Raw genomic sequence first — 23,492 nt, forward strand, 5'->3', positions numbered from 1 at the left:
TTTCTCTATTCTTAATGCTTATCTTCGCCCTTGCTTAAATCCATAGACCAATGAAAAAACTCCGGCCGGTAATGTTCGTGGGCACTGCTTCTGATGTAGGGAAGAGCGTCATCACAGCCGGGTTTTGCCGCATCTTCAGTCAGGATGGCTATATGCCGGCGCCGTTCAAGGCGCAGAATATGTCGCTCAACAGTTATGCTACACCGGAAGGCCTGGAAATAGGCCGTGCACAAGCCGTACAGGCCGAAGCTGCCGGAATACCCTGCCATACCGATATGAACCCGGTATTGCTGAAACCCGTCAGCGATCAACATGCGCAGCTCGTATTACATGGCAAACCTGCCGGCAATCAATCAGCCTGGGAATACTTCATGGCGGATGATAAACATGCGCTGTTTGAAGAAGTAAAAGAGGCCTTCAACCGGCTGCAGCAAAAATACAGCCCCGTAGTGATGGAAGGTGCTGGCAGCATCTCTGAGCTGAATCTTCGTCGCAGGGATATTACCAACATGCGCATCGCTTTGCATGCACAGGCAGCGGTGTACCTCATCGCCGATATCGACCGGGGTGGTATTTTTGGCAGCGTATACGGCACGCTGGCCCTGCTTCCGCCGGAAGAAAAAGCGTTGGTCAAAGGGATTATCATCAATAAATTCCGTGGCGATATCCGGCTTTTCCGGGAAGGACAACTGTTGCTGGAAGAGCTTACAGGCGTACGGGTAATAGGGGTACTGCCCTATTACCATGATATATGGATTGAAGAAGAAGATACCCTGTCACTATCGTTGAAGCATAAACGAATTAAGCAGGGTAGTATCAATATCGCTGTGGTGCTGCTAAGGCATATGTCTAATTTCACCGACTTTAACGTGCTGGAAAGAGACAGCAGGGTGACGGTATGCTATACAGATAATCCCGCAGAACTGGCTACAGCAGATATTATCATCATTCCCGGCAGCAAGAATACTATCGCCGACCTCACGGCTATACGAAATAACGGCATGGCGCGTGCAATAACGGAAGCGAATAAACGAAATAAAGTGGTGATAGGCATATGTGGCGGATACCAGATGATGGGTGAAACGATCGAAGATCCTTTCGGAGTGGAAGGAACACCGGGAGCAGTGCCCGGCCTGGGCATCCTGCCTGTTTCCACGGTACTGACCCGCGATAAGATTACCCGTCAGCGCCGTTTCCGTTATCGGGATACAGAAAGTGTTTGTGAAGGATATGAGATACATATGGGAGACACCACCGCGGCAGTTCCATCACCGCTCAACCAGCTGGAGGATGGCAGTCCTGATGGCTATTTCCTCAACAACCGGTGTTGGGGCACCTACCTGCACGGAATCCTGGATAATGATACCGTGATCCGTGATCTGCTGCTGCAGTGCGGTAAACAGGCGCCTGCCGCGGGTTTCGATTACCGTGCATTCAGAGAGGAACAATATAACAAACTGGCAACACATATCCGTGAACATCTCGATGTTCCGGCTGTTTATAAGGCACTGGAATTATAATACAACAGCACTATGATACAAGGACATGGCGACGATGGCTACCTCTACAGCCGGCCTCTACAGGCCGATTTCAGCTCCAATGTATGGTACGGAGGCCTGCAGCAGGGGCTGACGGAACATCTCCGCAACAGCATCGAAACAATCGGGCATTACCCGGATGCCGGTGCGGAGAAATTGCAGGCCATGCTGGAAAAACAGGCTGCCCTGCCCGCCGGCAGTATACTGGTCACGAATGGAGCTACGGAAGCCATCTATCTCATAGCGCAGGAATTTCATGCTGCCACCGCTACCATCATCACACCAACTTTCGCTGAATATGCTGATGCCTGCGGTCTGTACCGGCATCAGGTACAATATCTGCCCTGGGATAAACTCACGCCGGATACAACTTTCAGTACAGATATGGTGTTTCTCTGCAATCCGAATAATCCTACCGGTCATGCTATCGACGAGCACGCATTGCAGCAGCTGATAACACGCAATAAACATACTGTATTCGTTATCGACGAAGCATATATTCACTTTACCCGCGATGCAGCTTCCATGCTGCCTCACCTGCACCGCCTGCCTAACGTGCTGGTGCTGCGATCGCTTACGAAGAACTGCTGTATACCCGGACTGCGACTCGGTTATATTGCCGGCCGCAAACAGCTGCTGGATCGTATACGTGCATTCAGAATGCCCTGGTCTGTGAACAGCCTGGCGCTGGAGGCTGGTTATTATATCCTGGAACATCCGGAGCAATTTGCTTTCTCTATAGATACTTTGCTGCAGGGAACATTCCGTTTATGGGAAAGTATCCGCAAAATGCCGGAATACAAAGTCTGGCCAACACATACGCATTACTTCCTCTTCGAAACGCTTACCGGTACTGCCGCCACGCTGAAAGCCTGGCTGGTGGAGCAACACGGTATCCTTATCAGGGATGCATCCAACTTTTACGGACTTGAACAGGGGCATTGCCGTGTTGCCTGTCGTAGTGCCGCCGACAATAAACTACTGATCACTGCTCTCCGCCAATGGACCCTCTTTTAGCATTCGTACTCCCGTTACTGTTAGGTTATATTGCCGACCTGCTGCTGGGCGATCCCCCTGCATGGCCGCACCCGGTGAGGTGGTTTGGCGCCATGATTACTTACGGCTCCCGGAGGTTGAATAAAGGCAGCGCCAGGATATGGAAAGGGGCGCTGTTGAGTATAGTGTTATGTACGGCTGTCTTTGCTTTCTTCTTTTTCATACAGCAAAAATTGCAGCAATGGCCATTGGCATGGTACCTTTTCACCGCGGCGTTTGTATTTTCTGGGTTAGCCAACACCAGTTTGCTGAGGGAAGGCAGGGCGGTATTCAGGGCATTGCAACAGGAAGGCCTGGAGGCCGGCCGGCGGTGTCTGTCGCGGATTGTAGGCCGCGATACCGGTGCGCTCACTGCAAACCAGGTCCGGATTGCAGTGATGGAGTCCATGTCAGAAAATCTGAGCGATGGGGTAGTGGCGCCATTGTTCTTCTATGCACTGTTGGGCCTGCCCGGCATGATGCTATATAAGATGATCAATACCCTGGATTCGATGATTGGTTATAAGAACGAACGTTACCTGTATTTCGGCCGCTTTGCTGCCCGCCTGGATGATGTGGCCAATTTCATCCCCGCACGCATAACAGCATTGCTGATGGTGCTGTTATACGGCAGCAGCAGGGGAGGGCACTACATGCTTCGCTATGGAAAGGCGCATAGCAGTCCTAACGCCGGGTTCCCGGAGGCCGCGCTGGCAGGTATTCTTGACTGTCGCTTCGGAGGCCCAAATACCTACGGCGGTAAGTTGGTAAAGAAACCCTATATAGGAGAGAATGAACGGGACATTGAACATAACGAATTCAATAAAGTCTTTTATCTCAATCATGCCGTTACCTTTGTCATGGTAATTTGCGTGGGTGCTATTAAATCGTATTTACTATGGAGGATGAAACATTAAGGGTGAGTATATTGAGTTGCGGATGGCTGGGAAAGCCGCTGGCACTGCACCTGCAGGCCGCCGGTTATACCGTGAAAGGTGCGCGTACAAGCCAGAAAGGGGTAGATGAATTAACAGCGCTCGGACTGGAGGCATATACGGTAGTGTTGGAAGAAGAAGTACTTACCGGGCCGGATGCCTTTTGGGATGCTGATATACTGATAGTAAATATTCCACCGAGGATAGATAGGGGGGAAGATGTTCATATCGCCGAAATTGCCCTGCTGAGAAGCTTTTTAGAGACCACTTCTATACAAAAAGTATTGTTCGTAAGTTCTACTTCCGTTTACGCCAATGTGAACGGCCTGGTGACCGAAGAGAATGAAGAAGCCCCCGATTCGCCAAACGGGCTGGCACTCCGCGCTGCGGAAAAGCTGTTGCTCGGAGCCGAAACATTCGAAACCACGGTACTGCGCTTCGGCGGATTAATAGGCTACGATCGCCTGCCGGATGAACGCCGCCTCCGGGAGGGAGGCAAACGCGCAAATATTCTGCCCATGAACGTTATTCACCGCGACGATTGCATCGGTGTTATCACCGAGATCCTCGACCGCGGTATCTGGGGTGAAGTATTCAACGCCTGTGCTACCGGGCATCCGCTGCGTATCAATTACTACAAAGCCGCCGCCCGCTCTCTGGGAATTGAGCTGCCCCGCCGCACCGTTGAAGAAGAACTTCCGTATAAGATTGTAGGAACCAGTAAACTCCGGCATATGCTGGAATATACCTTCAGGTACGATGATCCGCTGAAGGTTTTTGATAAATAATGATAGTTTGCATTACCCCTCATCAAACAAAAAATTGTTTACATATATTAAAAATGCTATATTGTACCACCTCTGCTATGCCAACTGAGGTCAGAAAGAACCTTATTTTCAACTAAATGCTCTAAAAGCCGTGAATCTGCTGCTTTTTAGCCTGTTTGCAGTGGCAACCGGGCTGACAATCCTCCTGTACCGCAACCGGAGCCGCAAAACTGCCCGGATGTTTGTTCCCATCAGGTCGGCGAGTATCATAAAAATACTCAGCTATAAATCCGCCGGAATTCTTGCTACTATTCGTTTTAAAGATGAGCTGTCGCCCCAGATCGGCGACCGGCTGCTGGAAGAAGGTGCGCTCTACGAGATCACCGGGGTAGTGGTTCCCGATATCGCAAAGGAACGCCCAGCGGATACATGGGATTGCCGAATTGTAAAAATCTGAGCAATGGAGTACCTCAAAGTATCCTGGCTTCATCCATTTGAAGATGAACCCGTATGCCTCTATACAGAGATTAATCCGCAGCGTTTTGAAAAACGGAAAATAGAAATATATCCTGATGGCAGCTTCGGTATCGCTTCCAGCCACTTCCGCTTTGGAGGTACTGCTTTGCTGGATGTATTAATGCCGGATATGGAAGATATCATCAACGACAGCCAGCTCGTACCCGAGTTCATATCACAGGCTGAATTTGAACTGGTATGGAACCAGTACTACTATTTTCTGTCGTGACAGGAGAGGAAGATGTTGTCACCTGCCGGCATGGGATTCAAATGCCGTCAGGTACTTATTGATATATTCGTCTTTGGTTTTGGTCTTGTATTGCATCACAAACCGCGGATGTTCCAATGGAATGATCTCTTTGAAAAATTTCTCTTTCTCATTCAATGCCTGCAGGAAAGCAGCATTTTTACCAGTGCCCATGCAGTAACATACTTCCCGGCTGATATTCCACTCCAGTTGCTCTTTTAGTTTGCTGACAATAAAAGGATAGGCTGCTTTGGTCAGTGCAGTACTGTCGTAATAATTATAGTTGATTTCCTTGCCGCCTGGCTGCTGCGAGGTGAAGCCCAGGGGGCATACCGCACTGATATAAAACTGCTGATAAAATGGTTTCACGCCGCCATAGGCATCAATAACATCGTATACAAAAACAGAAGAAGGTTCATGGGTTTTAAGGCCTTTGATCTCAATACCACATTTTTCCCACATTCTTTTGGTATCTGTAAAAGGAACACCGGTAGCACCCGAACCCAGTCGACCAGGATTAATGCCCATGATGAGTTGCCGCGGTTTCCTGTCGTTATAAAATTTTCTATAAAACTGCGTCATGATATCCATGATGCCGGGGCCTTCCCGGAATGGATTCATTACACGGATACCAGCAGGCAATTTACCGGGAAACTGAAGATTACTATTAAAATCGATGATCTGGTCCGCTATATTCATGCTACAAGTTATGCCATTTGATGATGCCTGTTGATTTTTTCCAGGATATCCTCTTCGCGGTATGGCTTCATAATGTAGTCATTTAATCCTGAACGCAAATACAGCGCAATGTCATCTTCCAATACATTTCCGGTAATGGCAATAATGGTAACGGATGCTTTTTTCTTATCAGGTAATGCACGGATCATGTTAGTTAGCATCAGGCCATCAATACCAGGTAAGTCGATATCAGTTAGCACAAACTCGAACGATTCGCGCTGATATACTTCCAGCGCCTCTTCTGCTGATGATACTATCAGGTAGGAGGCCTGCATCCGGTCGAGCATCAGGGCAAGCAGTTTTTGATTGAGGATACTGTCCTCTACCACCAAGAGTCTTATACCGGGTGGTATAACGGGGTTGTTAGATGTAGTTGTATTCACTGGAACAATGATTTTTTTGGTCACAGGCGATGGGGGCATCGACTTGTACCTGATTTCAAAATAGAACGTCGTGCCTTTCCCGACGAGGCTTTCCACATGGATCTTTCCGCCGTGCAGGTCTATTATCTTTTTGGTGATATATAAGCCCAGTCCACTGCCCTTGTGATAGTGACTGTTTCCCTGCGAGAATGCGTCGAATACCAAAGGTAGGTCTTTATGCGGAATCCCCACACCGGTATCTTTTACACTTACCTGTAGCTGGTTTTCCTCCTTTATATGTGCCGTTACGGTAATCCCCCCGGTTTCTGTAAACTTGATAGCATTGGCCACCAGGTTAATAAGTACCTGTTTCAGCCGGAAAGAATCGCCCAGCAGGATCAGGCTGCTGGGGAAGTAAATGTTTGTTTCCAGCTTCAGCGATTTCCCCCCGGCCTGCACAGAAAGTGTTTGGCAAACTTCTTCTATAGTGGCCCGTGGCGAAAATTTTTCCTCCTTCAATGCTGGTTCTGCAGTTTCCATTCTCGTATAGTCAAGAACGTTATTCACTACCTGCAACAGCATATCGGCCGAATGCCTGATGGCTGCTACCATTTCCGGTTTCCTTTCCTGTTCCAGCAACCGGGCGTATCCTAATACCGACTGTACCGGTGTTCGGATCTCGTGACTGATAGTAGCTGCAAAATCACTCTTCTGCCGGGCAAAGTTTTCTGCCTGTTGTTTCGCTCGCAGTAAAGCCAGGTCATTCCGGTACAGGCGAATGATGCCGTAAATAATAATGGCCGCCAGTAATAATATCAACGGGATCTCCCAGTTACTGTGCCGGTCCATCCGGTAAAGTGAATGATTGATATCTTCCCCCAGCTGCAGCCGTTTTTTATCAGTTTCATGCAACATGTGCTGTTTGAGCGCTGACATCATATGTAACAACTCGGCAAATAACCGTTCGTTCGACATCACCAATGCATACTCTTTTCGCTTCAGGTTATTGTGGCTTTCTGCTGCATCCCGCATGAATTTATTGTAGTTGGCCTGGATCTTTTGCAACTGTACCTGCGTCATCGCCTTGTTTTCCGCACCGGTATTATGCTCCGTAATTTTTACCTGTTTCTGGATCTGCTTCTCCTGCGATTTATTGCTGATGGCGTCTCTCAGACGGCCAAAAAAACGTTTCCGCTTCACCGTGGTATCGGCCACCACCGTGGTATCGGCCTGCCGGGTGGGCTGCTGTAATTTAATGCCGGGGAATGGCTGCGGCACAAGCGATTCGGCAGGAGCCTGTGCACTGTCAAGTACCTGGGATAACTGCATCAATGAATCTACATACAACCGCATCTGCAGGAACAGCTGCGATTTACGGTCTTTGTCTGCCATCAGCTCCTTCAGTTGGTTCTCATCCTTATTCGTAGTCATGGCACTGTCGAGGTGCGCTGTAATCTCCGTTAACTGCGACTTGTAGTTGTTCAGATGGTTTCGGTCGAACGTCAGCGTATATATACGGAAATTATTATCCGCCGAATAGAGCAGCTGTATGGCCTGATCAATATGACCTGCATCCACTTTTGTAGCAATCAGGTTCCTGACACCGATCCCCAGTTGCGCCGACTCTTTTTTTCTTAGTGAAATTATCATGAAAAAGGTCATCAGCACAATGGCTATTATTATCAGCACGGCATAGCGCACAAAAGTCTTTCTTTCCTGTGTAGTATACATAAAATCGGATGTTGGCAGTTGCCGGGAAGAATCCGCAACGAAAATAATTCAATTTACTTTCCTTCACTACTGATAATCAATTTAAAAGAATACATATGAGTATTACAGTTCAATTGATTTTGATATACATATAAAAAAATAACTTATTATAAAAAATTAACTGCTACAAACTTGTCTATCGCTTCTGCAAAGTTGCAGCAAGCAAGGGGCTTTTTTACCGGGAATTTTCCGGGGATCACAAATGTTTAGAATTTCTTATTCTGTCCTGTTCTGTGTCTTCGGTTATCCTTTCGTATTTTGGAGCCATAATTTATGCTATCATGCAGTATTTGAAAACCAGTTTTATAACCAGCCTGTTCCTGCTTTTCTGGGGGCTGGTTGTATTCGGTCAGCCAGCACCGCCCGACCCTTATTACAAATTTCCGGCCAGTAATAATTTATTACAAGACAGGATCTTCTATTATTTCACCCTGGTAGAACGTTTCCCTGCCTTATCCCGGCTATTGGAGAAAGAAGTTTCCCTGCAGGAGCTGACGAAGGAATTCCGGGAAAATGCTCTGCATGCCGATACCGCTGTTAACGCGGCCAATGGACTTCGTTTTACAGATAAGATGATCAACGGGGTGGATCAGATCTTCCGCGACCTTTGGCAGCAACACCGCCGCGAAATGCAGGTATTCACGGATGAAATGAAAGCCAGCGGCTTATTCCAGCTATATGCTTCCAAACCAGGGGATACCCTGTTGTCTCTTGCCTGGAAAGATGCTGCCAATGGCGTGAACTATATTATTAATGCTTACACAAACGGAACGGGGATGCGTTATCCCGTCATCGATTCGGCCTTAACTTCCATACACTCGCCCGCCTACCGGGAAAAGATCCGCGGCCTGGTGAAGAGTACAGCCAATAATAGCAAAGGACTGTTCTTTCAGGCGTCACTGCAGGTAGCGCTTCAATTGCTGGAGCTGAATCACCGGAATGAAGCGGTGCGCTATGAGCCGCTTTCAGCCACCAACGCAGCCGCCTATAGCCAGGTAAAGAAAACAGACTGGGATAAGTATCCCTATCCCGCCATGCTGATACTGGGGGCCAGTCCGGTGAGCATGGAACATATCAGTGAAACAGGTAAAAGCCGTTGCCGTACCGGTGCGGAACTGTATCACAAAGGGCTTGCTCCGTTTATTATCGTTTCCGGTGGCCATGTTCGCCCGCCCGGTACTGCTTATTCAGAAGCCATTGAAATGCGGAAATACCTCGTGGAAGAACTGAAGATCCCCGCATCTGCAGTGATTGCGGACCCTTACGCCCGCCATACCACCACCAACATACGGAATGCTGTTCGCATGCTTTTCAGAAGCGGATTTCCTATGAATAAAAGAATGATGTGCGTGTCCGATGCGATGCATCTGGTATACGTAAACAGCCCCGTATTCGCCCAGCGTTGTATGACGGAGCTGGGATATGTGCCCGCCGCAGATATCCGTCAGGGTGACCTTTATTTCCTTACCTTCATGCCGGATCTGCGCTCCCTGCAGGTAGATGTATTTGATCCGCTGGATCCGTGATGCACAATATCTTTTCCTGAAAACCGTCTATAACTGAAAATATATTTTTATGGCAGAACTGTTGTACACTATCCTTGGCGCCGGAGGCGTGATCGCTGACGAACTGGCTAAAGAACTGATCCGGAATAATAAGAAGGTCAGACTCGTAAGCCGCGCTCCGAAATCTATTGCGGGGATCACCGACCTGGTGGCCGCCGATCTTACTGATTATACACAAACAAAAAATGCAGTTGCCGGTAGTGGGATCGTATTCCTGACAGCCGGTCTGAAATATGATATCCGCATCTGGTCGGATGGCTGGCCAAAGATCATGACCAATGTGATCAACGCCTGTAAGGAAGCCGGCGCCAGATTGATTTTCTTCGATAACGTATATTCGTATGGGTTAGTGAAGGGGCTTATGAAGGAGGATGCGCCTTACCATCCTGCCAGCAGGAAAGGAACAGTAAGAGCTGCCATTGCTACGCAACTGATGGACGAAGTGAAGGCGGGGCGCATTACCGCGACTATCGCCCGCTCGGCCGACTTCTACGGCCCCGGCGCTGATAAAACCGGTTTTCTGAATCTCCTCATCGTGGATAGATTCAGAAAAAATTCCAGCGCCATGTGGATAGGGAGAGATGACCTGCCGCATAGTTACACCTTTACCCCGGACGCCGCGAAGGGCCTCTATCTGCTGTCGCAGGACGACAGCGCCTGGAACCAGATCTGGCACCTGCCAACAGCACACCCTGCACCCGATGGAAAAACATACGTGAATATGATTGCCACAAAGATGGGGGTGAAGCCCAAATACACGAAACTGGGCGGCTTTATGCTTACCCTGGCGGGCCTTTTCGACACCAACATCCGGGAAATAAAGGAAATGCTGTACCAGAATAACTACCCCTATATATTCGACTCTTCTAAATTCGAACAGCACTTCCATGTTAAACCTACTTCTTATGAAGAAGGTATCCGGTTAATGCTGGGGGATAAATAGTCTACTGATTTTGTAGGAAATAAATTTGGTAGTTTAAAATTCTGCCTTATCTTTGCATCAGTTCTTTAGATAGCTTATCAAGAAAGGAGGAGGGAAATGGCCCGACGATACCTTAGCAACCATCACTGCGCAGGCAGTGAAAGGTGCTGCATCCATCCGGTTTACAAAACCAGGAAAGATAAGTCAGATTACAGGTTTACATAAAATTATTATCATAATAATCAGGAAACTCATCTGACATTCAGGTGAGTTTTTTTTATGCCCGCCACTCCCCACGATAAGCTCGTCTGTTGAACATGTTTATTCAATTTTTCATCAAACTAAAAATCAAACAACAAGATGAGCAACATTACAGAACTGATTCACTCCATTCCCGTAGATCCGCAAACCGGCGCCATTGCAGTGCCTATCTATCAGACATCTACTTTCGTACAAACTGCACCCGGCGTTAATCAGGGATATGACTACGCGCGTTCCAATAATCCTACAAGGGAAACCGCCGAAAAAATCATCGCTCAGCTGGAAGGCGGTGCCGCGGCCTCCGCATTTGCCAGTGGCCTCGCCGCCATCGACGCAGTCATTAAACTGCTTAAATCCGGAGATGAGATTGTGGCGGTTGATGATATTTACGGCGGCGCATTCCGGCTATTTCATAAAGTATACGAGAAGTTCGGGATTAAGGTAACTTATGTAGATACTTCCGATACCCAGGCAGTATTCAATGCCATTACTCCGGCTACCCGCCTGATTTGGCTGGAAACGCCCACTAATCCAACACTGAAGATCTCTGATATAGAAGCGATCGGGCGTATCGCAAAGGCGCATAATTGCCTGTTTTGTGTAGATAATACTTTCGCTACTCCCATCTTACAAAAGCCGCTCCAGCTGGGAGCCGACCTGGTGGTACACAGCGCTACCAAGTACCTCGCCGGCCACAGCGATCTGATTGCAGGGGTGGTGATATCTAAAACCATTCAACTGGGAGAGGAGATAAAGTTTTATCAGAACGCCTGCGGGGCTATCCTGTCGCCGTTCGACAGCTTCCTCCTCATCCGCGGTATAGAAACACTGCCGTTGCGAATCCGGCAACATGGCGTCAATGCAAAAGCCATCGCGGAATTCCTGGAGCAACACCCCGCAGTGGAAAAAGTTTTTTATCCCGGCCTCGCTTCGCATCGTGGTCATGAGTTGGCAAAGAAGCAGAGCAAAGGCTTCGGTGGTATTATTTCCTTTACACTGAAAGACGACACCGCAGAAGCTGCCACTGCTTTTGTAACATCAACGAAATATTTTAAGCTGGCGGAAAGCCTGGGCGGGATCAAAAGCCTGCTTTGTCATCCGGCGGCCATGACGCATAAATCCATTCCTGCGGAAAAGAGAAGGGCAGCGGGTGTGAGCGATAGCCTCGTCAGGCTGTCGGTAGGACTGGAAGACACCGAAGATCTGCTGGCAGATCTGGAACAGGCATTCACGAAGCTGCCGGTGCACGCCGGCGAAGGAAGCGCGTTGTCAGCATAGCAGCTACATTATCGCCTGTTGCATTCAGGATAGTAGCCAACGGGTCTACAAGGGTACCGATGATCATCAACGGAGGAAGTGCTTCTACCGGGAACCCATACACGCTCATCACCAGCAGTTCGCCGATATAGCCGCCGTTGGGAATACCTCCCTCCACAATGCTGGCGATAACGGTAACGCCCAATGCCATAAAAATGACGGATGGACTGTCGAATCCTTTGCCGAACATCGCAAATACCACCGCCATTTTTATGATAGATGAAATGCTGGACCCGTCTTTATGCAACGTGGCGCCAAGTGGTACCACCACATCTCCGATATCTTCCGGAACGCCCATCTTGCGCACTGCTTCAAGGTTTGCCGGGATAGTGGCAATACTGCTGCCGGTACCCACCGCCGTAAGCGTTGGAATGATATTATTCTTCCAGAAAATTTTTATAGCCGGCAGCCCGCCGGCAATAAATGCATAAAAAGTAAACCCGATAATAAAATAAACAGTTCCGAATCCATAATAGATACCCAGGGAATGCGCGTAGGTACCGAACAGCTTCGGGCCTACGGTGCCCACCTGGTAAGCAAAGTAAGCCCCCAATCCGATCGGGCCGGCTTTCATGATCACCGTAAGTATATCTTTCGACACTTCATTGCCCGACCGTAAAAATTTGCGGAAGGCGGCTCCCCGCTCGCCGGTACGCATGGCTGCAAAGCCGGTCAGACAGGAGAAAATGATGAATGGCAGCATATTCTTACGGGAAAACAGCGTGTAGAATTCATCTGCCGTCAACAGCCTGACCAGCTGCTCGCCCCAGTTGGCGGGCTTTTCCAGGTTTACGTCGTGGTTCAGTATTACCTGTTGGTGAATGGGAAAAATCCAGACTGCCACAATGGTCAGGAAGGCAGAAATCAGAATGGTGCTGAGGAATACGAGCGACATAATACCCAGCGTTTGTCCCAGTTTATTGCCGGCTTCAATATGCGCAATCGCATCTGCCACTGCAAAAAATACCAGCGGTATAATGGCAGTGAACAGCAGGTTCAGGAAGATATCGCCAACCGGTTTTATAGCAATGATACGCTCTCCGTAGACAAGCCCGGCAATACTGCCAGCGATGATACCAGTCAGCAGCAGGAACATGCTGCGGTAGGTTTTAATGAATCCCATACCCGGAATTTATAATTAAGATAGCCAAATGTAGTGCATCGTGAACAATCGGACTGGATTATTGTTTAAGCAAAGTAGCGCTAATAACCTTACATCATGAAAAGCTGGTTGATTTGTTTGCTGCTTACTTTCTTTGTTTACCAGGAGAGAACCTATACCATCGTAGAGGTAATGCGTAACGCGAGGCAGTTGCGCGACGACAGTACATCAGTAAAGATCATCGGATATGTGACTAAAAAACTGAACGGAAATAATTACCAGTTTGAAGACAGAACCGCAGAAATCCAGGTAGACATTGAGCCCGCTTATTTGCCGAAGAAGCCCTTCAGCGACAAAGATGCCGTGATCATCAAGGCACAGGTACTGTATGAAATGAATAAACCTATCACCCTGAAAGTAAGCGGACCTGTTATCAACGACTAACGGAGAAGGCTATATTACTTTCAGCAGGAAAGCATAGATGCTCTTCATACTTACCAGGATCACAATTACGGCTACAGCCACCATAATGGTTTTTGCAGAGATTTTGTTGGAAACTTTTGCAGCTATGGGAGATGCAATCGCGCTGCCTATCACGAGGCCCAGTACTGCATCCCAGTGTACGTGGCTGAGTACGGTGACAAAAGTAAGAGAGCTGAGCATAGCTATGAAAAAGCGGGTAGCCTTTACCGTGCCCAGGGAAAAACGCGGATGCCGGCCACCGGCAATCAGCGACGATAATACGATAGAGCCCCAGCCACCACCGCCAATTGCGTCTATAAAGCCGCCACCAAAGCCCAGCAGGCCGATTCTCGTGATCTTTTTATCAGGGGCATTATTTTGTTTTCTGACCCGGATGGCGCGCATCAGGATAATGCTGCCCAGGATCAGGGTATATAAGGATACTACCGGTTTCGTATACTGCGAATAATGTTCGAGCGACGACAACAGGTAAGCGCCCGTTACCGCGCCGATAATACCCGGTAAGATCAGCATTTTAAACAGCTTCTTATTCACGTTGCCCATGCGCTGGTGCATCCAGCCCGCAATGCCGCAGCTCAGAATTTCAGATATATGTACCGCCGTACTGGCAGAAGCCGGCGGAATACCCATCGACAGGGAAAAAGTAGTGGAGGTGATGCCGTAAGACATCCCAATGGCGCCATCGATCATGGCGAAAACAAACCCGGCTGCCAGGAAATAATAAAAAGTCGGGGGAATATCTACTACGTATGTACGAAACGACGGGGATTGCCACCAGGCAATACCCAGGCCAATAGCCAATAACAATATGCCCGCCGATCCGTAAATCCAGCGTTGCTTTTTATAAGCAACCGTTTCATTGGGAATGCCGTTTTCCTGTGGCAGTTCAGCCACTGTTGCTGTTTCTGTCAAGGCTGCAGGTACAGCCAGGGTAGTAAGTTCTTTCTCCATTTTTGATGAGCCAGCCTAAATTCACCACAAAATACATAAACTCTATGAAATAAGTAGACTATTTTAAAAAAAAGAAGACGGCCATGAAACAATGAATACGCGTTTATCTCTCGTATAAAAAATGTTTTACCTATATTTGGGGTTGCGAACCAATTTACCAACTACATGCTTTGGCAACTATTCTGGACAATTATCTTAGTGCTACTAAACGGTTTCTTTGTTGCGGCAGAATTTGCCATCGTAAAGGTACGTTCCTCTCAGATTAACAGTAAAGGTACTGCGGGTAAACGTGCAGTGTTCGCAGCCAAAAATGTGCTGGGCAACCTCGATGGTTATCTGGCAGCTACACAGCTGGGCATCACGTTGGCTTCCCTGGGCCTGGGATGGGTGGGCGAATCAGTAATGACGGAAATAGTGCTCCTGGTCATGAATAAACTGGGCATTTCCATCTCTTTAGCTGCTACACATATTATTGCAGTAACAGTGGCATTTACACTGATCACCATCATGCATATCGTTTTCGGAGAGCTGGCCCCTAAATCAGTGGCAATCCGCAAACCTCTGCCTACTACCTTGCTGGTGGCCATTCCCCTGCGGATAACGTTTTATATCTTCCGGCCCTTTATCTGGATGCTCAATGGCCTTGCCAACAGTATCCTGCGCCTGATTGGTATACAGCCTGCCGGTGAGGCGGAAATCCACTCCGAAGAAGAACTTAAACTGATCATTTCTGAAAGCCAGGAAGGAGGTGCCATCGAAGAAACAGAGCGGGAGCTCATACAAAATGTATTCGAATTCGATGATAGCCGTGTGAAAAAAATCCTGAGCCACCGGAAAGATATCTCCGCGCTCGACATCAATCTGCCACTGGAACAACTGGTAGATCAGGTGATCAAAGATGGCTACTCCCGCTACCCGGTTTACAGTGGATCGCTGGATGAGCTCAAAGGCGTCATCTACGCAAAAGATCTGGTGAAAGGCATACACGAAAAAACGCTGAACAGCATTACAGATATCCTGAAGCCAGTGTTTTATGTACCAGATAGTATGAAGATCAAAGACCTGCTCCGTACTTTCCAGCTGAAACGCCTGCAAATGGCCGTGGTAACAAACGAATTTGGTGACACAGAAGGTATTGTTACCATGGAAGACATCCTCGAGGAACTCGTAGGTGATATTCAGGACGAGCACGACCAGGAAGCGCCAATCGTAGAACAAAAAGACGGTAACTTTATTGTAAATGCCCATGAGTATATCGCGGACATTAACGAACTGTTGCCAGTGCCGCTGCCGGAAAGTGAGCACTACGAAACACTCTCCGGTCTGATTAACTATTCTCATGGAACTATTCCGCGGGAAGGAGAGGTGATTCCGATCGAAAACTACGAGGTGCTGATATTGAAAATGTTCCGTAGCTCCGTGGAAAAAGCAAGATTAAAACTGATCCGTTAAAATATTATTTTATGGAGAAGAAAATATTACACGTTCTCGAAGGACGCGAGAAACACATCACAGATACCGAAGTAGTGCGGCAGTCGCTGCCTGCCATGCGGTTCCGTTTTGCCAGCCCTTTTATAGTGGTGCATCACATGCCGGCCAGGTATTTTGCGCCCGGCTCTCCGGAATCGCGGCTGCATCCTCACCCGCATCGTGGATTTGCGCCGGTTACCTTTATGCTGCAGGGCCAGGGCTATCATCGCGATAATGCCGGCAATGCTATGACGGTAACAGCCGGCGACGTGCAATGGATGTTTGCCGGTAAAGGCATTCTGCATAGTGAAGGCCCCTCTGAAGCATTTCTGAAAGAAGGAGGAAACTATGAACTGCTGCAACTCTGGTTCAATGTACCCGCTGCCCATAAAGGAGAGGCTCCCTGGTATCAGTACATAAAAGGCGCCGACATGCCCGTTGTGGCGGAAGGCGATGGCGTGCATCTGACGCTTATTGGCGGAGAATATGCAGGCAAAACCGGTCCGCTGAAAAACTTCACGCCCATCACGGCTATCTGGGGAAATATAGCCGCAGGCAAAGCCGTAACGTTAACGGCTATACCCACTTACTGGACCCTTTTATATGTCATCGATGGGCAGTTGAACGTAAACGGCACAACCGTGAGCGGATATAATCTCGTTCTTTTCGACAAGGAAGACGGACAAACCGACATTCACATCACAGCCGCCGAAAATACCCGCCTGTTGTACCTGAGCGCCGAGCCGATCAATGAGTCGGTTGCTGCAAAAGACAATTTTGTAATGAATACAGCGGAAGAAGTGGAACAGGCAATACAGGATTATAAGAACGGCGTCTTCGGCTCCCATGAAGGCTGGTAAATGAGGTAAACCGGGCTTAGATGATCTCTTTACTGTTCTACATATATGGAGACATATCTTCCATCTTTTGTATAGTGCCATGCACAGCCAACACTGGAATCCCAATACACGATCAGCGTTAGAAATGCCGTTTTGCAGTGCACCTGTCCGGAAACAACACTTGCAGATGCCACTTTCGTTGAGTACTCTTTTTCAATTAACGTAATTGCCCTGTCCGTCAGAACATCATCAGGTGGTCGTGGATGTGTAGGTTGATCGACACTCATAGTAGTATTTATTAAGTTAGCAATCTCTTCTGCGCCTCAGTAACGCCGTCAAAGACAGGAATGGAAGTGATACCCACCATCGGCAGGCACGGTAAACAATACCGGAAACTGGCATGATCATCATCAATAAACAGCCATGTCATACATTACTTTTCTGCAGGAAGGCGCACCTCATAATTTATGTTGTCTATGCTGGTCGAGTCATCCACGATTAAAACGCGTAACGGTCCAAACTGGGTGCAACGCGTTAGAAGCGAATCATAGTATTTTTTTGCGCGATTCTCATTTGAAAAGAGCCGGGACACGTTGGTGGTATCCATTTTAGGAATGTGGACTGTTGGATCCAGCGAGATTTCTGTATGCGGGTAAACCTGGGTTAAGGTGTAGGTAATTACAAATACTTTCTTCATGGCTTTGTGAGGTTTTAGGAAGAAAGCAACGCGAAAAAGAGGCGCGGTGCTCGACTAGTCCGTTCCAGACCGCCAGGTATGAACACGAACATAGAAGAGCCCGCGCACTAAGGTGGCGGGCCTCACTTCTTCGTCCTGTGTTCATATTGACTGGCGGTCTGGAACAGGATTAAAAGCGATGCCTCAATTATTTTGGGGAGGCAAAGATAGGCTAATATAGTACTTTTTTGAAAAAGATGCTTTAAAGAAGCCATCTTTTAAGGAGCCATCTTTAAAGAGATATTATATTAACCGTCTTTTTGTACTTTTCGGACATGGCGGATAATAAACATATAATTTCAGATGATGAGTATTTCAAAAGGCTTGGACAAAGAATCGAGAAATGGCGGATTGATGCAGATTTTACTTCTGCCGAATCATTCGCAATTGAAAATCAGATTAATCGCAGTCAATATTTGAAGTACGAAAAAGGCAAAAATATGGAACTACTCACTATTCGAAAGATTGCCGCTGCACACAACAAAAAGGTAGAAGAGTTGTTAAAAGGACTGGAAGACACGAATTTCAAACCATAATTTATTTCCATCTCAAATTAATATGGCCTGGCTAATGCCAGGCTTTTTCAATCTCTGACATCATTATATCAGGCGCAGCTTTTTCGCCGGCACCGCTTTTGAGGCGTGTTTGGTATATATGATTGATTGTTCACCAAATAGCAAATGACATGCACATCAGATCTATTGGGAGCCTCCTGCTTTTTATGGTTGTTTTCACTGCTTGTCATCACTCTTCCAAAGAAGAGCAGCAGAAAGACGCGGCAGGTCCACAAACGTCCTCCACCAACGGTAACCAGGAGAATACATCCACTATTGACACGGTCTACGGTGATTACCGCCTCGGTGCTACCACAAGGGGAAATGCCAGCATGCGTAACCTCCTGATTATTACCGGTACTAAATCAGATACCACAAAGTCAGATACAACCCTTGAAAAAGATGTAAAGGGACGACTGAAAGGCATGATGGTAGGGGATCTCAACGGGAATGGCCTGCCGGAAATATATCTGTTTATGTTATCGGAAGGTAGCGGAGAATATGGGAAGATATATGCTTATGAAGTTAACAGGGAAGGAGATAAGGTAATCAGGATCAGCACCAATGCCATAGATACGATGGAAAGAGACGCTTACCGGGGACGCGATACCTTTTATATCCGCGATCAGCACCTGGTCCGGGCATTTCCGGTTTATAAAGAAGGAGCTCCCGACGCACTTACTACTGAAAAAAGAGGTATTATAATATACAACCTCAGAACAGCGGGTGATACACTGACTTTGGAAGCAGCTGGCAACTAGCTGTTAGCTGCCAGCTGCCATCAGCTAGTTGCTGCTCCCTGGCGCAATGCCTTCTTTATCCCAGCGGGTATAGAAGAATTGCAGTGCTTCTTTGAAACGGCTGAAGCTCTTATTTTCCGGGGTAGTCCAGCCATCTTCTGCATATGCAGCGAGGCGCGGATATACCTGGTGGTTCATGCTTTTGTTATCCGGTATCCACTCACCCCACATCTGGCACCCGCTTCCGAGTATTTTTGAGTAGTACTGCGGCGCCAGTCCTGCCGGGATCGGATCAAAGCTATAGGCTTTCTCCAGAGAAATAGAGGTATAGTCATAATCCAGGTAGGTCATGGCATGATAAGAATTGATCACATCATATCCTTTGGAAACCGCATCGGTGATCAGGTTCAGTTCTCCCTTCCAGAATTGTACAATAGTACCGGTGGCCAGTTTTTCGGTCGCTGGTGCATCTTTGGAATCGGAAAAATCATGCAGTTTGCTGCCCATGATCTCGTTCCAGCCGGCCATACGGCGGTTTTTACCTGCCAGGAAATTGGAAATGCTGTTGGTGAAAGCAATCTGCAGATCTGCCGGAGAAGCGAGATGATGTGCTTTCATATATGCATTGACGTTAGCATCGGCTTTCCACTGGTCATATTTTACTTCATCGCCGCCAATATGTATCACTTTAGACGGGAAAAGCGCAATCACTTCCTGTAATACGTCTTCGAGGAAGCTGACTACTTTAGGATCTGTTACATTGAATACATCGTAGTGCACTCCGAATTTGGTAGACACCTTCACCGGCTGATGGGTGGTTCCCAGCCAGGAATAGGCTGCAATAGCGGCGGTAGAGTGGCCGGGCATTTCTATCTCGGGAATGATAGTGATATGCCTGTCGGCTGCATACCTGATGATGTCTTTGATCTGCGCCTGGGTATAGAAGCCTTCATGCACTTTGCCGTCGTATACTTTACTGTTCCAGGTACCGATCTGGGTGGAGTCACGTTTACTGCCGATTTGCGTAAGCAGTGGATATTTCTTTATTTCTATGCGCCAGCCCTGATCATCGGTCAGGTGCCAGTGAAATACATTCATTTTTAACAGCGCCATTTCATCCAGTATCCGTTTTACGGTTTCTCCGCCCTTGAAATAGCGGCCTTCATCCAGCATGAACGCTCTCCAGCCGAAACGGGGCTTGTCCTTGATGGATACGGCGTTGATCGTATAACCGTTGCCGTTGGAGGTGATCAGCTGCCGCAGCGACTGTATCCCATAAAAGATACCGGCATTATCGGCCGCCGTGATCTGGATTTTACCAGGATTTACCTGCAGCAGGTAGCCTTCTTTTCCCAGTTCTTTCTCCAGTTTATTGTCCAGGGTGAGTTTGATAAAGTTATCAGGTGCATTGGGTTTCAGGGAGAGAGACAATCCCAGGGCGTCCTGCAATGATTGCTGTAACTGGTTGGCTTCGGTAGTACTTTTGCCTGGAATAATGGCAGTTGCAGCTGATAGTGTGAAAACGCCTGATAAGGTCTTAACCTCAGATGGCTGCGGAATGATATTAATGGCATGAAGCGGCAGGCTCTGCACCGATAACAGGAACAGGCAGGCAGCCGCCAGCGTGGAACGTAGTTTAGTCATACTAAGATTTTAATTGTTCACTATATTATGGAGTGATCAAAATACAAAGAAAATCTTGTGATTTGAAAAAAGCTACGTCAGGGCAATTTTACGGGAAACAGCCATATCTGTAATAGCCTCTGAATAAAAAATCGACGGAACATTTTTCAATGGCAGCAGGTAATCGGGTATTTCTGTGTCCCCATTCCGGAGGTGCCGCTTCTCGGCTTTGGTTTTATCAATGAAATAAAGCTTGCCCAGTTTACACAGGTTGTTGTTATTCCTCAAATTACTGCTCATTTCCATGATCACTTCCAGCTGGTGCTCATCGTCGGTTTTATACCAGGCATGACTGTATTTGCCGTCGGTTTGCTCACTCAGTTTCCAGCCCTTCTGTTCCATATACCGGTTGAGGGCATCACTTTCCAGGGAAATGTCTTCGAAATCATGCACTAGGGTAGTGGCTTCCAGTTGTGGTAGCAACGCGGCTACCGGTCTTTCCAATTGAGGAAAGACCGGCACCACAGACAGTGCATCAAATTTATGTTTCCATTGCTGGAGCACAGGCTGCTCCAGGTTAATCGGGTGAATGATCTTTACGGTACCATTCGGAGGCAGCACCACTGCGGTATCGTATATGCTTAACAGTGAGCCGTTTGCCCGGCAGTAGAAAGGAGTGATCAGCTGATCCTTTTCATCGAACAGGCCCCATAGTAGCCTGTTCGCGAATGCAAACAGGAGAGGGTTCTGAAGGAAGAGCAGCTGCCATCTGGCTGCGCTCCATTTCCGCTGTATCACCATGAAATGTTCCATTCTGAGCGCCTGTACTTTCGCTGCTGCCATTATCTCCCTGGTAACTGCTTTCAGGGCAGCACGTGTTTCAGGAGGAGTGGAGGCGGGTACCGCTTTCAGTCGCCGGCGTTTGTCGTTGAAGTAAACAGCCTTGAAGTTGCTGTCTACATAATAATGATAACGATCTTCGTTAACATAGAAAGGCTTGTACAGGCCCAGGAAGCCGAAATCCGGCACGAGCTGGTCGCCCAGCTCGTGGTAAGAAATGCCTGTTTCATCGGCTTTGTGCTGCAGGGTTTCTACCGCTGCTGCTCCTACTACGGACTTGCGGAAGCGGTATCTTCTGGAAAGATATTCCACTTCCCTCAATGCCCGCATACTTCCCTGCAGGCCCAGGGCGGCTACGCCGTGTTCGGCCATCTTCAGCCGCTTGGTATCGATCCAGTACTGGATATTGTGCCGGAGCTCCGGTATCAGGGTTTCATCGCCTACAGCGGCTGCGAGGGTCATCAGGTATTTATATTTAGCCTCGCCGCTTTGCGCCATATATGTTTTGAAGAGTTGTACTGCGAAATCCCCGCTGCGTTTGCGGTCTACCAGTTTCAATACCGGCAGCGCTTCCACGTTGGGTTGTATTTCTGCTTCGCGGCCCATGCGATAAAAAAGGAAGCGCATCATATCGGTGGACATTACCTCACCGTTCAGCAAATACATTGGCGGCAGGGCTTTATCATCGAGCCATTTTTCAGCAGGCTTGTTGAGCTTGAATCTCTTCTTCGCCAGCAGCACCAGCTGAGTTGCTATTTCTTCATCAGTACCAACGAGGTTATGTCCGCCCAGGGTTTCGAGCATGATATCGCGTGCGTCGTCGTTTACTTCGCTGTGAAGCGCCTGGAGCAGGAGCAGCCTGGCCTGCGGATGATCGAGCCGGCTTAGTATCTGTACGGCGGTCAGGCGCTGGTCGGCCTTCTTGTGCGTCAGCAGTTCGGATGCCCGCTCCAATGCCTGCGGATGTTCTGCAAGTACAACGGCAACGAGCGTACGAACCGACTTCAGTCGGTGTAAAGTGAACGGCCAGAGCTGTTCGAGGTAAAGTGACTTATCGAGTGTAGTCAGTGCCGGCAGCACGTCTCTTGGATCATAGTCGCCATCCAGTGCGGTTAACAGCAGGGGGGCGGCTTGTTCCTTTAACCCGTCGGCCAGTGCCAGGAAACTGCCAGGATGCAGATAACGGTTTTCTGCGATGTGCGCCCGCATGAACGGAATGCTGTTTCCGGGATCTTGCAGTAATATTTCCTTTATAGCAATAACACCCGCGGGGAGCCTGTCAGGAACCGGTTTGCGTAGCACCTGCGAATAAGGTATTTCACGATCCCCGCTTACATCACCGGGGGCAGCAAGATAATCGTAAGCAGTTTTCAGCAGCAGCAGCGCATACTTTTCCGGCAGTTGTGAAGCCAGAAGGTGATAGCCATACAGGGCAGCTCCAAAGTTGGACCGGGCTACCTGGTTCGCGGCAATATCGCCGATCAGCGGCTCATACCGGGTTACATTGCTGTGTAGCAATACCCGGCTCACTTCCTGCTGATCGATGAGATGTCCGGGTTGCTGCAATACGTTTTCGAGGTATTCCATTTCCCGGTCGGGATGTCCCTTCAGCAGGAGGCGATAGAACAGCGAGTTCCAGCCTTTATCCTTCCAGAAAACGAGATAATCGTCGATCATCGGCTTCTCCGCGCTTTTGATCAGGTCCTGGAGGAACTTGCGCATGGGAGAAAATTTCACCGGCGTCAGGTCAAAGTTATTCCCGTCGCCTGACCAGGAGATCAGCAGGGAGCCTACTTCCTGTGGTGAGCATCCCCGTTGCTGGAGGAAGCTGGTAAAGAAGCTGAAACGTAGCACCACCGAGCTGGTGGTGGCCGGCAGATCCAGCAGCGGTACAATGGTAGCCAGGAATCGTTCCCGGCATACATTCCATGTAACGGACGGCGAAATTAGTTGCAGAACAAGTCGGTCGTTGTCGTTCCATAGGTCAGGTATTTGCAGCAGGGGGATAAAGTACCCCATTAACTGGGCCTCTCCGGCAGAGGAAAATACCGGTACTTCAAAAGTTCGGCCTGTAAGGAAATCTACCCCGGATTGTAAAGTGGATGAGATGTTTTCATAGTCGGTCCGTTGTTTCAGTTTTTCAACAATAGGTAGTAATATTTCCTGTGTGTATGGCATAGA

General features: G+C 48.4%; 22 protein-coding genes and 1 riboswitch. Of the genes, 14 read left to right on the forward strand and 8 right to left on the reverse strand.

What is annotated here, in order from left to right:
- The first annotated feature begins 50 nt into the window (after nt 1-50).
- The 6 genes from UNH61_RS10075 to UNH61_RS10100 all read left to right on the forward strand — a co-directional run bounded on the left by UNH61_RS10075 (nt 51) and on the right by UNH61_RS10100 (nt 5,020).
- Nucleotides 51-1,520, forward strand: coding sequence for a cobyric acid synthase (locus tag UNH61_RS10075; protein ID WP_326991971.1), 1,470 nt, complete (start codon nt 51-53; stop codon nt 1,518-1,520).
- Nucleotides 1,521-1,532: 12 nt separating this feature from the next.
- Complete coding sequence (locus UNH61_RS10080; protein WP_326991972.1) at nt 1,533-2,555, forward strand: aminotransferase class I/II-fold pyridoxal phosphate-dependent enzyme; 1,023 nt, start codon at nt 1,533-1,535, stop codon at nt 2,553-2,555.
- Entirely contained in the window at nt 2,540-3,490 is a 951-nt protein-coding gene (gene cbiB / locus UNH61_RS10085; RefSeq protein WP_326991973.1) for an adenosylcobinamide-phosphate synthase CbiB, read from the forward strand. The genes UNH61_RS10080 and cbiB overlap by 16 nt, the downstream gene beginning before the upstream one ends.
- Nucleotides 3,472-4,296, forward strand: a complete 825-nt coding sequence (locus UNH61_RS10090) for an SDR family NAD(P)-dependent oxidoreductase (protein WP_326991974.1) — start codon at nt 3,472-3,474, stop codon at nt 4,294-4,296. The genes cbiB and UNH61_RS10090 overlap by 19 nt, the downstream gene beginning before the upstream one ends.
- Nucleotides 4,297-4,426: 130 nt before the next feature.
- Nucleotides 4,427-4,732: a hypothetical protein gene (locus UNH61_RS10095; RefSeq protein ID WP_326991975.1), complete on the forward strand. Its 306-nt coding sequence runs from the start codon at nt 4,427-4,429 to the stop codon at nt 4,730-4,732.
- 3 nt (nt 4,733-4,735) lie between these two features.
- The gene (locus UNH61_RS10100; RefSeq protein WP_326991976.1) at nt 4,736-5,020 is read left to right on the forward strand and encodes a hypothetical protein; all 285 of its coding nucleotides are present in this window, start codon (nt 4,736-4,738) and stop codon (nt 5,018-5,020) included.
- A gap of 18 nt (nt 5,021-5,038) precedes the next feature.
- On the opposite strand, the gene UNH61_RS10105 is transcribed toward UNH61_RS10100, so the two are convergent.
- On the reverse strand, nt 5,039-5,737 hold the full coding sequence (locus UNH61_RS10105; RefSeq protein ID WP_326991977.1) for a uracil-DNA glycosylase family protein: 699 nt from the start codon (nt 5,735-5,737) through the stop codon (nt 5,039-5,041).
- A gap of 8 nt (nt 5,738-5,745) precedes the next feature.
- Nucleotides 5,746-7,869 (reverse strand): ATP-binding protein, encoded by a 2,124-nt coding sequence (locus tag UNH61_RS10110; RefSeq protein ID WP_326991978.1) that lies wholly within the window; start codon nt 7,867-7,869, stop codon nt 5,746-5,748.
- Nucleotides 7,870-8,189: 320 nt separating this feature from the next.
- Between UNH61_RS10110 and UNH61_RS10115 the strand changes: the two genes are divergently transcribed.
- The 3 genes from UNH61_RS10115 (at nt 8,190) to UNH61_RS10125 (ending at nt 11,934) form a co-directional block, all read left to right on the forward strand.
- Entirely contained in the window at nt 8,190-9,434 is a 1,245-nt protein-coding gene (locus UNH61_RS10115) for a YdcF family protein (protein ID WP_326991979.1), read from the forward strand.
- Nucleotides 9,435-9,483: 49 nt separating this feature from the next.
- Nucleotides 9,484-10,416, forward strand: coding sequence for an NAD-dependent epimerase/dehydratase family protein (locus UNH61_RS10120; protein ID WP_326991981.1), 933 nt, complete (start codon nt 9,484-9,486; stop codon nt 10,414-10,416).
- Nucleotides 10,417-10,487: 71 nt separating this feature from the next.
- A riboswitch (SAM riboswitch) is annotated at nt 10,488-10,601 on the forward strand.
- A 154-nt stretch (nt 10,602-10,755) separates the two neighbouring features.
- Nucleotides 10,756-11,934, forward strand: coding sequence for a PLP-dependent aspartate aminotransferase family protein (locus UNH61_RS10125; RefSeq protein WP_326991982.1), 1,179 nt, complete (start codon nt 10,756-10,758; stop codon nt 11,932-11,934).
- Here the strand turns inward: UNH61_RS10125 and UNH61_RS10130 are convergent.
- Nucleotides 11,885-13,096: a dicarboxylate/amino acid:cation symporter gene (locus UNH61_RS10130; protein WP_326991983.1), complete on the reverse strand. Its 1,212-nt coding sequence runs from the start codon at nt 13,094-13,096 to the stop codon at nt 11,885-11,887. The two genes, UNH61_RS10125 and UNH61_RS10130, sit on opposite strands and share 50 nt — an antisense overlap.
- Nucleotides 13,097-13,192: 96 nt before the next feature.
- On the opposite strand from UNH61_RS10130, the gene UNH61_RS10135 reads away from it, so the two are divergent.
- Nucleotides 13,193-13,519, forward strand: a complete 327-nt coding sequence (locus tag UNH61_RS10135; RefSeq protein WP_326991984.1) for a NirD/YgiW/YdeI family stress tolerance protein — start codon at nt 13,193-13,195, stop codon at nt 13,517-13,519.
- A gap of 9 nt (nt 13,520-13,528) precedes the next feature.
- Here UNH61_RS10135 and UNH61_RS10140 read toward each other — a convergent pair whose 3' ends face one another.
- Nucleotides 13,529-14,509, reverse strand: a complete 981-nt coding sequence (locus UNH61_RS10140; RefSeq protein ID WP_326991985.1) for a sulfite exporter TauE/SafE family protein — start codon at nt 14,507-14,509, stop codon at nt 13,529-13,531.
- Between the two features lie 165 nt (nt 14,510-14,674).
- On the opposite strand from UNH61_RS10140, the gene UNH61_RS10145 reads away from it, so the two are divergent.
- Together UNH61_RS10145 and UNH61_RS10150 are read left to right on the forward strand one after the other, a co-directional pair.
- Nucleotides 14,675-15,961 carry a hemolysin family protein gene (locus UNH61_RS10145; protein ID WP_326991986.1) on the forward strand — a complete coding sequence of 429 codons (1,287 nt, stop codon included), beginning with the start codon at nt 14,675-14,677 and terminating at the stop codon, nt 15,959-15,961.
- A gap of 11 nt (nt 15,962-15,972) precedes the next feature.
- A complete protein-coding gene (locus UNH61_RS10150; RefSeq protein ID WP_326991987.1) occupies nt 15,973-16,839 on the forward strand; it encodes a pirin family protein in 867 nt (288 codons plus the stop codon).
- 29 nt (nt 16,840-16,868) lie between these two features.
- Here the strand turns inward: UNH61_RS10150 and UNH61_RS10155 are convergent, their stop codons facing one another.
- Complete coding sequence (locus tag UNH61_RS10155) at nt 16,869-17,105, reverse strand: hypothetical protein (protein WP_326991988.1); 237 nt, start codon at nt 17,103-17,105, stop codon at nt 16,869-16,871.
- A 146-nt stretch (nt 17,106-17,251) separates the two neighbouring features.
- Complete coding sequence (locus UNH61_RS10160; RefSeq protein WP_326991990.1) at nt 17,252-17,515, reverse strand: hypothetical protein; 264 nt, start codon at nt 17,513-17,515, stop codon at nt 17,252-17,254.
- Nucleotides 17,516-17,829: 314 nt separating this feature from the next.
- Between UNH61_RS10160 and UNH61_RS10165 the strand changes: the two genes are divergently transcribed.
- Both UNH61_RS10165 and UNH61_RS10170 read left to right on the forward strand, forming a co-directional pair.
- The gene (locus UNH61_RS10165; protein ID WP_326991991.1) at nt 17,830-18,090 is read left to right on the forward strand and encodes a hypothetical protein; all 261 of its coding nucleotides are present in this window, start codon (nt 17,830-17,832) and stop codon (nt 18,088-18,090) included.
- 149 nt (nt 18,091-18,239) lie between these two features.
- The gene (locus UNH61_RS10170) at nt 18,240-18,869 is read left to right on the forward strand and encodes a hypothetical protein (RefSeq protein ID WP_326991992.1); all 630 of its coding nucleotides are present in this window, start codon (nt 18,240-18,242) and stop codon (nt 18,867-18,869) included.
- Between the two features lie 24 nt (nt 18,870-18,893).
- On the opposite strand, the gene UNH61_RS10175 is transcribed toward UNH61_RS10170, so the two are convergent.
- Entirely contained in the window at nt 18,894-20,492 is a 1,599-nt protein-coding gene (locus tag UNH61_RS10175) for a beta-N-acetylhexosaminidase (protein WP_326991993.1), read from the reverse strand.
- 72 nt (nt 20,493-20,564) lie between these two features.
- Complete coding sequence (locus UNH61_RS10180) at nt 20,565-23,489, reverse strand: DUF4132 domain-containing protein (protein ID WP_326991994.1); 2,925 nt, start codon at nt 23,487-23,489, stop codon at nt 20,565-20,567.
- Nucleotides 23,490-23,492: the final 3 nt, after the last annotated feature.

Source organism: Chitinophaga sp. 180180018-3 (genome assembly GCF_037893185.1).
Taxonomy (GTDB): Bacteria; Bacteroidota; Bacteroidia; order Chitinophagales; family Chitinophagaceae; genus Chitinophaga.